Consider the following 9984-nt stretch of genomic DNA (forward strand, 5'->3'; position numbering starts at 1 on the left):
GAGCACGTATTGCCCGAGCCCGACCGGATTCGCCACGGGCACCAGCACGATTTCCGCGTTCAGCGCGCCTTGCTTTTCCAGTTCGAGCAAACGACGCTTCAGCAACACCGTCGTCAGCATCGCGGGCGTTTCATCGGCATGCAGCGACGACTGGATATAAATCTTCTGCCCGCTATCCGCAGGACCAAAATGAAACGACACCAGCTCGCGGTGCGTGCCGATAGCCGGCGATAGAAGCGGAATCGATTGCTTGTTCATGGGAACCCGAGATCTGTAGAAGAGAAAGTAAGCCGGAAAATCAATTGCCGTACGGATCGAAGTCGAAGTATTTCTTCGCGATCATCCCGGAGAACTCCAGGTCGACCCGCTGGCAATGCGCATGGGATGGCCATCCGCTGCTCGCGAAGCGCGTGATCGAACTGAAGGACTTCGCGAATCAGCCTTTCGTTAGCCTGTCGTCGAATGACCCATATCGGGTTCTGATCGATGAAACCTTCGCGCGAGCGGGCATCGCACGCCGCCAGATGATCGAAACACCTACCGCCGTCTCCGTGTGCAGTTTCGTGCGGCAGGGCCTCGGCTTGGCCATCGTCAATCCGCTTACCGCGCTGGATTTCGTGGGCCACAATCTGCATATCCGGCCGCTCGCCGTGTCGTTGCCGTTTCGCGTGAGCGTGATTCGTCCGGAGCATCGTCCGAGCCATCCGCTGGCCGGTGCGTTCCTCGAAGCGCTGCAAAGCGAAGCTGCCGCGCTGCGGCTACAATTAAACGATCACACCAAACGCAAGCAGTCGTAACGCACTTGCGGATGCCTTACACCTCTTCGCCGCGTGGCCTTTTCACAGGCCATTTGACCCATCAACAGGAGTTTCCCAAATGATGAATCGAGACAACCCCGTCTGGCTGATTACCGGCTGTTCCACCGGCTTCGGCCGCGAATTGGCAAAGCTGGTGCTGGAGCGCGGCTGGCGCGCGGTAGTCACCGCCCGCGATCCGTCGAAGGTAAAAGATATCGCCGATGGACACGGCGATCGCGCACTGGTTCTGCCGCTCGACGTGACGAACCGCACGCAGATCGAAGACGTGGTCACCCAAGCCAAGCAGCGTTTCGGCCGCATCGACGCGCTAGTCAATAACGCGGGTTACGGCTATCTGGCCGCGATCGAAGAAGGCGAGGACGACGAAGTCCGCGCGATGTTCGAGACCAACGTGTTCGGTCTGGTCGACTTGACGAAGGCCGTGCTGCCGATCATGCGCGCGCAGCACAACGGTTTGATTGTGAATGTGTCGTCGATTGGCGGCATTACGAGCTTCGCCGCGACCGGCTACTACCATGCCACCAAGTACGCCGTGGAAGGCTTGTCCGAATCACTCGCAACAGAAGTGAAGCCGCTCGGCATCGACGTATTGATCGTCGAGCCCGGCCCATTCCGCACGAACTGGGCAGGACCGTCGATCAAGCAGTCGGCAACCGTGATCGACGCCTATGCGGCCACCGCAGGCGAGCGCCGCAAGCAGACCGAAGCGCGCAGCGGCAAACAGGCGGGCGATCCGGTGCGCGCCGCGCAAGCCATCATCGACGCCGCGCTGTCGGACAACCCGCCACTGCGCTTGCTGCTCGGCAAGACCGCGCTCGAACTGGCGCGCAAGAAGCTGGACTTCATGCGCGGCGACTTCGATGGGTGGGAAGCCACAACGGTCGGCGCGGATTTTCCGGCCTAAAGCGACTTAAAGCGGCTTAAAGCGGCTTAAAACTCGACCAGCGCAAAATCTTCCTTGCCCACGTCGCACAGTGGGCAACGCCAGTCGGCCGGGACATCCGCCCAGCGGGTGCCCGGCGCGATACCCTCTTCCGGCAAGCCGGCGGCTTCGTCGTAGATCCAGCCACAGATCACGCAAACCCATTGTTTGAAGTCGTCCGCACACGCCGCGCTTTCCGCCGCCGCATGCGGTGCGGCGCCAGCTTGCGATGCCGGCGTGTCGTCGAGGCTCACCACCATCGGCGCGGCTGTACCCATCCTGCTTTCTGCAAGGCGTGCCTGCAGGCTTTCCAGCAAGCGTTGCGCTTCAGCTTGCGTCAGATCGATCCAGTACGGATCGCCGGCGCCGTCGTTGAGCCGCTCGGGCGAAAACTGGATCTCTACGGCTACGCCCTTCTTGTACATGGCAAATCGGAATGTCGATGAAGCCGGCGGCGAGCGCCGGCCCAGGGTGGAATGCTTGAAGCTAGTGCTTTGTGGCGGGATCAGACGAACTGGTTCAGCACGATCGCTGCGATCAGACCGGCGGCGCCAATGATGCCCAGCAGTTGCAGCAGAGTGAGGGACTTACGGGATGCGGTGGGGATGTGTTGCGTAGTCACGAGGTGTTCTTAAAGATTGGAAAAAGCGAAATGGTACACGGGTTGGAGGCCGGCGCATCTCGATTGGCGCAAACCCTCGTGTGTCAGATGCCATTATCGCTGCTCGATCGGCCTGGATTCCCTGCTGTACGGAGATGGATTATTTCCCCACGAGGGGCAATTCAAACTCACCATGCTTTTGGATTTCCCGCTCGGCTTGATGAGCCCGCATCTGCCTGATACAGGTTGTCATAGCGGACGCCGCCGGCTCGCCGCTCATCGTCGCCGACGATCGTACGGTCTGCACGGCGCCAAAAAGCTCGACGATCAGGTATGCGACAAGGGATTGCCGTGACGCGAATCCCAGAAGCGGATCACCGCGGCGCCGCCGGTGCCGGCGCCCACCACCTGATCCGGCGAACCGCTCTCGCGCAGCAAACTGCGTAGTTCGTTGATGACCGGAAACACCTCGTGATTCCAGTCCGCGCCCTGCGAATCGTGCGCGCGCTGTTCAGCTTCGACGATCTCGCGGTCTTCCTTGAAAATGCGTTCGGTGAACCACACGAGCAATGGCCACGCGAGATTCAGCACGCCGGGAATGCCCGGTTTGCGAATCGACAGCAGGCCAAAGGTGCGGTTCGTGCGCTGCTCGCGATCGAGCGGCACGTAGACGATCCACAAATCCATCACCAACGTCTGATCGGACGTGCGGATCTGCAGCGTCTGATACGGATACTCGGTGCGGATCGTCATCACGTCCTTGTCGTTGTCACCGCCGGTCTTGCGACTCTGGCCGAACACGATCGCTTCGCCGATCGGCTGCTGGCCGGCCATGCGCGCAAACGTGTAATCGACTTCGACCCAGCCTTCGCCGCGCCGCCGCCCCAACGAGCGCGCGCGCATCTGCCCCATCTGCCGGCGATGCAGAAACTGATGATTCATATCCATCAGGTTCTCATGCATGAACGAATAGTGGCAATTCACCGGACGGCCGAAACGGCGCGTCTTGTACTTTTTGTCGGAGACGGAGCCGAATGCGGGTAGCGGCCGTCTGTCGGCCAATTCGGCATTGCCGGGAAACACGAAAATCAGCCCTTCTACTTCACGGCACGGATAAGAACGCACGCCGTTCGGCAAACGATCGCGGCCCAGATACGGCACGTCGATGCATGTGCCCGAGCAGTCGTAGGTCCAACCGTGATAGCCGCAGCGGATCGACTCGCCGTCCACCACGCCCTGATGCAGCGGCACCTGACGATGCGCGCAACGATCTTCGAGCGCGAACACCTTGCCCGACTCCGTACGCGCCAGCACGATCGGCTCACCCGCGAACGTCACACCATGCGTCTTGCCCCGTTTCACCTCATGCGACCACGCGAGCGGATACCAGTAATCAGGGTGAATACCTACGCGGCGCAGATCGCGCACCGGGGCGCCGTTGGCGTCTTTATCCGGCGTGTGGGCGTTCCCTGCGGCAGGGGAGTCAGCCTGAGTGGCTAAATGAGCGGCTGCATGAACAGCCGACGCATCGACCGGCGCATCGACGATGTCTTGTTCGAGCGGGGGAACAGCATGCATACGTGGAGCCTCCGTGCACGAGCGGATAGAAGGTGATCGGCCTGCAATTCGCAGGCCGACATCGTCGTACAGTCTACTCGAACCCGAAGCGGTATGGTTTCGCCGCCAGCAACGCTGCCTTGATATACCGCACATGGACGCCATTGCGTCTGCCGGCCGGTTTCAAACCGCTGAGCGGCGGTTAGGTTTCGTCGTGCGTCACGAGGCCGGAGCGGCGTTGCACGCCCCAGGAGCGTCCGCCACGCAGGAAATGCAGCCAGCCGAGCAGCGCCCCGACATGCCGCACCAACTGGAACGTGAACGGCTCGGCAATTGCCGCGAGCACGGCCATCCACAGACTGGAGCCGGTGCGCTCTCCGGTCCAGCGGCGGTACAGATGGATACACCAGAGATAAAACGCGAGGTCGATCGCCGTTTTGACGAAGATCACGCTGAAAATCGACACCACGATCGCGCCATGCCCGCCGAACAGAAAGCCGAGCAGCAATGCGAAGGCGGTCAGCCCGTAGATCGGTTGCATCGTATCGATGGCCTTGACCGGCAGCATCAGCATGCCCATCGTGCCGTAGCGCGGATTGCCGGTCATGTCGCGATTCCAGTACTGCGTTTGCAGGAAGCCGGCGAACCAGCGGCGGCGCTGCCGCAGGAAGCTGCCGAGCTTGTCCGGCGCGTCGGTACGCGCATGGGCATCGCCGACCACGCGCACGTCCCAGCCGAGACCGTGGTCGACCGAATAGCGGCGCAGCCGGTGAATCAGCTCATAGTCTTCGACCAGGCACTGCGGATCGAAGCCGCCCACGTCGACCAACGCGTCGCGCTTGAACGACGCGAACGCGCCTGAAATCAGCAGCAGACTGTCGGCGCGCATCCACGCAAAACGGGCGATGAAGTTACGCATGTATTCGTAGGTCTGAAACCACTGGAACACGCGGCCCGACACCGATTTGCCGCACACCGGCACCAGAATGCCGGCCGCCGCGACCAGCTTCGGCTCGCTCGCGAAGGCGGCGCGCATCGCGTAGGTGGCGTCGTCGTCGAGCAGCGTGTCGGCGTCGACGGTCATCACGGTGTCCGTGGTCATGACTGTGATCGCCGCGTTCAACGCGCGCGCCTTGCCGCCGTGCGGCACGCGCAGCCAGTACAGGTTCGGATAAAGCGAACTCGGCGCGCTCAGCACGCCGTCGGCTGCGGCAGTCAAGCCGAAACGTTCACTGAGCAGCGCGTGGGTGGCATCGGTGGAACCGTCGTCGGCGATCACGATTTGCGCCGGGCCATGCGTCTGGCGCAGCAGCGCGGCGAGCGTCACGGGCAACACCGCCACCTCGTTATGCGACGCGACGATCACACCCATCTCCGGCAAGCTGCGGGAATCGAAGTCGGGCTCGAGCGGCGCCGTGGGCCGCATCAGCGGCAGCGTTTTCCACGTGACGAACGCGAGCAGCAAGGTGTCGTACACAACGTACGCAATCCCCGTCGACCACGCCACCACGCCTTGCAGAAAGAAGGCGCGAGCGAACAGCAGCAACCACAGCACGATCACGCTGAAATGAATCAGCGTGCTCAGCAGCGTAGTGGGACGCGGCAGAATGCGCGGCGATGCGAGGGCGAGCGCCTGTTCCAGAGTGTTCTTCAAAATGACTGCTGAGCCCGTCGATGGTGCGGTTGTTAAATGGAAAAGAGCGCGGCGGTGCTCACGGCACCATGCGTTTCAGAACCGACTTGCGATCGATCCATTGATGCTTCAACGCGCCGCCGATATGCATTGCCAGCAACGCATACAGCGTGTAGCCGAGCCACGTATGCAAGGCGCCGAAGCGATCGTGCAGGGTCTCCTTGAGCACCGGGTCGAGATGCATCACATAACCAATCCGCGGCCAGGGAAACAGGTTGAACAGATGCATGGGATGCGTGGCCGCATCTTTCCAGGCTGAATCGTGCAACCAGCCGGAGAGCGGCAGCGCAATCATCAGCAGATACAGCAGGAAATGGGCGGCATGCGCGGCGCTCTTTTCCCACGACGGAAACTCACGCGGCAGCGGCGGCGGCTTGTGCGACACGCGCCACAAGATACGCAGCAGCGCGAGGCCCAGCACCGTGATGCCGATCGACTTGTGAGTATCGACCACCGGACGCACCCAGTCGTCGGGCCATGATTCGGCCGTCAACCCGAGCACGACATTGACGATCATCAGCAACGCGATCAGCCAGTGCAGCGTGATTGCCGTGCGGGTATAGCGCGACGGCGCCGGCGTGCCGGTCGAATCGGTCAGGGAATCGGCGTGCGTGTTCATGGGTCGTTCGGTCTGCAAATGCGTTCCCGCGAAAGCTGTTTGAAAAGTCCGCCATGCCGGTGCGATGCCTGCTCTCTCATCGCCGATATGAAGCTAACGCTTTAGTGTGCCGGTTTATTCCGCCAGCCGCTTAAGAGTGTGTTGCAGTTTATTTCGACCGCGCGTGACAAATCATGCTTTGAGCGCCGCCGTCACGCGTGTCCGCAACGTTGGCAACACCTCCGCTTCGAACCACGGATTGCGCTTGAACCACGCGATATTGCGTGGCGAGGGATGCGGAAGCGGCACCACGCTCGGGCCATATTCCCGCCAACGCAGCAGCGTATCGGTGAGGGTTGGTCCGAATGCGTCACCGAGACCAAAACGCTGCGCGTATTGGCCGATCAACACTGTGAGCCGTACCTCGCGCAACTGGGCGAGCAAGGCCTGATGCCAATGCGCGGCGCACTCGGGCCGCGGCGGCAAGTCGCCGCTCGTGCCTCTGCCGGGAAAGCAGAAGCCCATCGGCACGATCGCAAATTTCGAGGCGTCGTAGAAGAGTTCGTCGGAGACGCCGAGCCAATTGCGTAAACGCGCGCCACTCGCATCGCTCCATGGGATGCCCGAAGCATGCACGCGCGCACCCGGCGCCTGGCCGATGATCAGAATGCGCGACTCAGCTGACGCCACCACGACCGGCCGCGGCGTATGCGGCAGCACCGGCGCGCATATTGTGCACGCGCGAATGTCATGCAGTAGCCGATTGAGTGCGATGGGTTTGCTTGTGGTCATACGGTGGCGCGGATCAGGTTTCGGGTTTCTGGTTTTCTGCTGGATAAAGCAACGTTTACCCCGCGAACGACGCCCGGTCAACCGCATCCCCCACGCCGCCTGCATGTGAAGCGGCGCCCCGTGAGTGCTTTAGCGCTTTACAAACCGATAATGCCCCACGCCCCATTCGTTTCCCTCCGCGTAGCCGAACAACTCGGCCACGGCCATATAGAACATGCGCCACCGCTGCAACCACACAGCCGCATCCCGCGCGCCATACGTATCGACCAGCATCGGCAAGACCTGATCACGCGCCGCATCGAGCGCGGCCAGCCAATGATTCGCCGTACGCTTGTAATGCGTGCCGCTCACCCACCATTGACGTTCCATCCGCAGATCGTCCTGAAAGTTCAGCAGGAGGGCTTCGGACGGCATCGTGCCGCCCGTGAAAAAGTACTTCGACATCCAGTCGCTGCCGTCCTGCACCTGAAAATGATACGCAAGCGTGCGATGCACGAAGATATGCACGAACAGCTTCGCCTCGTCGCGCATCCAGCGCGAAATTTTTGCAAGCAGCAGGCCGTAGTTCTTCATATGCTCGAACATCTCGACCGACACCACGCGATCGAAACCATCGCCGAGCTGCGCATCATCGAATTCGAAATCGACGATATTGCCCGTGACCACCGACAGATTGCGCAGGCCGAACTCCGCCGCACGCGCTTCGATAAACGCGCGCTGCCCATGCGAATTCGACAGCGCGACGATCTGCGCGCGCGGATAATGCGCCGCCAGCCACAACGACAACGAGCCCCACCCGCAACCGAGATCGAGAATCCGCTGACCGTCGGCCAGTTCCGCGCGTTCGGCATAGCGCTCGAGCATCGCCGCTTCGGCTTGCGCGAGCGTTTCGTTGCCGGTCGGGTACAAGCAGCACGAGTACTTCAGATGCGGTCCGAGATGTGCATGAAAGAACGACGCCGGCACCTCATAGTGCTGCGTGTTGGCAGCCTGCGTTTCAATGGCGATCGGACTCGCGCGCAAGTCGTCCAGCAGACGGTTGAGCCGTTGCGCGCGCAACTCGCCGTTGTCGATCGCTTCGTCGCGCAAACGCTGGCGCATCAGTTGACGCATGCCACACCGAATCAGGCTGTCGGGCAGCCAGCCGCGTTCGCAGCTTTGGATCAGCCAGCCATCGCTGGGCTCGGCGGGCGATGAAGGCGGCATCGTATGGTCGGTAGTGGAAAGACTCATGAGGCGGACTCCCTATCGTTCTATCGGGGCTTTTTTGAAAATTCGCTCGCGCGTGACCTGGTCGTCTTCCACTCAATGCCGCGGCGGCCACGGAATGAGTGCGCTGGTGGTGCGCATGTATTCGGCGTAACCGGCGCGCCGTCTCGCCATGCTTTCTTCGAGCAGCGGAATGCCGGAGAGCTTCAGCAGCAGAAGCGCCATCAGCACCGGCGGCAACAAAGTGAACCATCCCCACGGCGTGCCGAATGACAGCGCGATGTACGCAAGCCAATGCACGCATTCGAAGAAGTAATTCGGATGCCGTGAATAGCGCCACAAGCCGACGCGGCACACGCTGTCGTGATGGGCCGGGTTCTGCGCGAAGCGTTTGAGTTGCCGGTCCGCGAGACCTTCGCCGGCTACCGAGACGATCCACAACACGATAGCCAGCACGATCCAGCCGGTTGGCGCTGGCGTGCTCCGATACGACGGCATGAGGAATGCGAGCGACAGCAGCATCGAAATCACGACTTGCAGCTGGAAAAACCAGAACATCTTGCTGCCTGCCTGGTCGCCCCACTGTTCCCGGAAGCGGTGATAGCGCGCGTCTTCGGGCTTGCCGTAATTGCGCTTCCACAGATGCGTGCCGAGCCGCACGCCCCAAATCAGGCCGCCCAGCGCAGTCAATGCGCGCGACACCGGATCACCGGTGCCGAGCACGGCGTAGAGCACCGCCACGAGGCCGAGCGAATAGGCCCAAACCGGGTCGACCATGCCGGCGTTCTCGCTCTTCAATTGCCATACCCAGACGGCGCTGAAAATCATGACGAGCCCGATCAAGGCAATCACGGCAGCAGCAAGTGGCGGCATGGGAGCCTCGTTCAAATGGCGGTGCGGTTGGTGTGCTGTAAGGGCACGATCGAATACGGCGCGTGCGGCTTTATTCCTTGTCACCCGGCGAAGCGAAGCCTGGTTTGCCCAGCTGATCGGGATGCTGCGGCACGCGCCTGAAACGCGACGTGTCGTAGCCCATCGCATCGAGCCGCGCGAGCAGCGACTGGTAGACGTCGTCGCTCATGTCGGGCTCACGCGAAAAGATCCAGCCGAGGTTTTTGCCGGGATAGCCGAGGATCGTGTAGCGATAATCGGGGTCGACATAGAGCGTCAACTGCGTTACGTGGACCGGCCAGAACAGCTGCACGCTCCACTCGCCGCCTTGCTTGCCCGGCACGGGCGTGTCGAGAAACTGATAGTGCCTTTCCGGGCCGTCGAAACGCGTCTTGCGGCCGTAATACGAATCGTCGATCTTGCCGTCGGGCCGCAACTTCCATTCCGCGCGGCTACCCACCAGGTCACGCTCGGCGAAATAGGGAATATTCGCGATGATGTACCAGGTGCCCATGTAGCGCGGCAGATCGACGGGCACCGTGGCGAGCGGCTCGCCGGCGCGTGGGTTCGGGTTGGGCGGATCGTTCGAGCACCCCGTCAGGGACACCAGCAGAACGGTCGCAACAGTAGCGGCGGTGCAAACAAAACGGCGCATGACGGTGGCCTTGAACGGGGCGGTAACAAAACGTATACGTTCGACGAGGTTGGACGGATGCGTTCAGGCCGCATTTCGGTGCAAACGCCTGATCAGCGAAGTCAGCCGCACCCATTGATTTCCCGCTTTACCACGCGGTGCGGACGCTTGCGGCAATGCAACACAAAAATCTCTGTGAAAAGGTTCGTGCGATAGACCGATTCAATTGGCGTCGCGGCCAATCGCATCCTGTAATGAAACTCCTGTCG

General features: G+C 61.6%; 9 protein-coding genes and 2 pseudogenes. 2 read left to right on the top strand and 9 right to left on the bottom strand.

The genetic code is table 11. The features are described 5' to 3' along the window. Positions 1–258 (bottom strand): annotated as a pseudogene (locus QOC89_RS07685) (succinylglutamate desuccinylase); the annotation flags it as partial. A gap of 125 nt (positions 259–383) precedes the next feature. Here QOC89_RS07685 and QOC89_RS07690 point away from each other — a divergent pair. Both QOC89_RS07690 and QOC89_RS07695 read left to right on the top strand, forming a co-directional pair. Beyond that, positions 384–797 (top strand): annotated as a pseudogene (locus QOC89_RS07690) (LysR substrate-binding domain-containing protein); the annotation flags it as partial. 79 nt (positions 798–876) lie between these two features. Next, a complete protein-coding gene (locus tag QOC89_RS07695; protein ID WP_323044480.1) occupies positions 877–1722 on the top strand; it encodes an oxidoreductase in 846 nt (281 codons plus the stop codon). A 26-nt stretch (positions 1723–1748) separates the two neighbouring features. Here the strand turns inward: QOC89_RS07695 and QOC89_RS07700 are convergent, their stop codons facing one another. The 8 genes from QOC89_RS07700 to QOC89_RS07735 form a co-directional block, all read right to left on the bottom strand. After that, positions 1749–2165, bottom strand: coding sequence for a rubredoxin (locus QOC89_RS07700; protein WP_323044481.1), 417 nt, complete (start codon positions 2163–2165; stop codon positions 1749–1751). A 503-nt stretch (positions 2166–2668) separates the two neighbouring features. Beyond that, complete coding sequence (locus tag QOC89_RS07705; RefSeq protein WP_323044482.1) at positions 2669–3919, bottom strand: aromatic ring-hydroxylating dioxygenase subunit alpha; 1251 nt, start codon at positions 3917–3919, stop codon at positions 2669–2671. Between the two features lie 181 nt (positions 3920–4100). Beyond that, positions 4101–5552 carry a glycosyltransferase gene (locus QOC89_RS07710; RefSeq protein ID WP_323044483.1) on the bottom strand — a complete coding sequence of 484 codons (1452 nt, stop codon included), beginning with the start codon at positions 5550–5552 and terminating at the stop codon, positions 4101–4103. A 58-nt stretch (positions 5553–5610) separates the two neighbouring features. After that, positions 5611–6210 (bottom strand): cytochrome b, encoded by a 600-nt coding sequence (locus QOC89_RS07715; protein WP_323044484.1) that lies wholly within the window; start codon positions 6208–6210, stop codon positions 5611–5613. A 171-nt stretch (positions 6211–6381) separates the two neighbouring features. Next, complete coding sequence (locus QOC89_RS07720; RefSeq protein ID WP_323044485.1) at positions 6382–6981, bottom strand: uracil-DNA glycosylase family protein; 600 nt, start codon at positions 6979–6981, stop codon at positions 6382–6384. 129 nt (positions 6982–7110) lie between these two features. Further along, positions 7111–8214: a cyclopropane-fatty-acyl-phospholipid synthase family protein gene (locus QOC89_RS07725; RefSeq protein ID WP_323044486.1), complete on the bottom strand. Its 1104-nt coding sequence runs from the start codon at positions 8212–8214 to the stop codon at positions 7111–7113. Between the two features lie 72 nt (positions 8215–8286). Continuing rightward, entirely contained in the window at positions 8287–9063 is a 777-nt protein-coding gene (locus QOC89_RS07730; RefSeq protein WP_323044487.1) for a DUF1295 domain-containing protein, read from the bottom strand. Between the two features lie 70 nt (positions 9064–9133). After that, positions 9134–9736, bottom strand: a complete 603-nt coding sequence (locus QOC89_RS07735; RefSeq protein WP_323044488.1) for a lipocalin family protein — start codon at positions 9734–9736, stop codon at positions 9134–9136. Positions 9737–9984 lie beyond the last annotated feature (248 nt).

It is taken from the genome of Paraburkholderia sp., assembly GCF_034668105.1.
Lineage (GTDB): Bacteria > Pseudomonadota > Gammaproteobacteria > Burkholderiales > Burkholderiaceae > Paraburkholderia.

Excerpts from the sequence above, each read along its gene's own strand:
- QOC89_RS07695 (WP_323044480.1), top strand. The coding sequence starts at position 877 with ATGATGAATCGAGACAACCCCGTCTGGCTGATTACCGGCTGTTCCACC.
- QOC89_RS07700 (WP_323044481.1), bottom strand. The coding sequence starts at position 2,165 with ATGTACAAGAAGGGCGTAGCCGTAGAGATCCAGTTTTCGCCCGAGCGG.
- QOC89_RS07705 (WP_323044482.1), bottom strand. The coding sequence starts at position 3,919 with ATGCATGCTGTTCCCCCGCTCGAACAAGACATCGTCGATGCGCCGGTC.
- QOC89_RS07715 (WP_323044484.1), bottom strand. The coding sequence starts at position 6,210 with ATGAACACGCACGCCGATTCCCTGACCGATTCGACCGGCACGCCGGCG.
- QOC89_RS07720 (WP_323044485.1), bottom strand. The coding sequence starts at position 6,981 with ATGACCACAAGCAAACCCATCGCACTCAATCGGCTACTGCATGACATT.
- QOC89_RS07725 (WP_323044486.1), bottom strand. The coding sequence starts at position 8,214 with ATGAGTCTTTCCACTACCGACCATACGATGCCGCCTTCATCGCCCGCC.
- QOC89_RS07730 (WP_323044487.1), bottom strand. The coding sequence starts at position 9,063 with ATGCCGCCACTTGCTGCTGCCGTGATTGCCTTGATCGGGCTCGTCATG.
- QOC89_RS07735 (WP_323044488.1), bottom strand. The coding sequence starts at position 9,736 with ATGCGCCGTTTTGTTTGCACCGCCGCTACTGTTGCGACCGTTCTGCTG.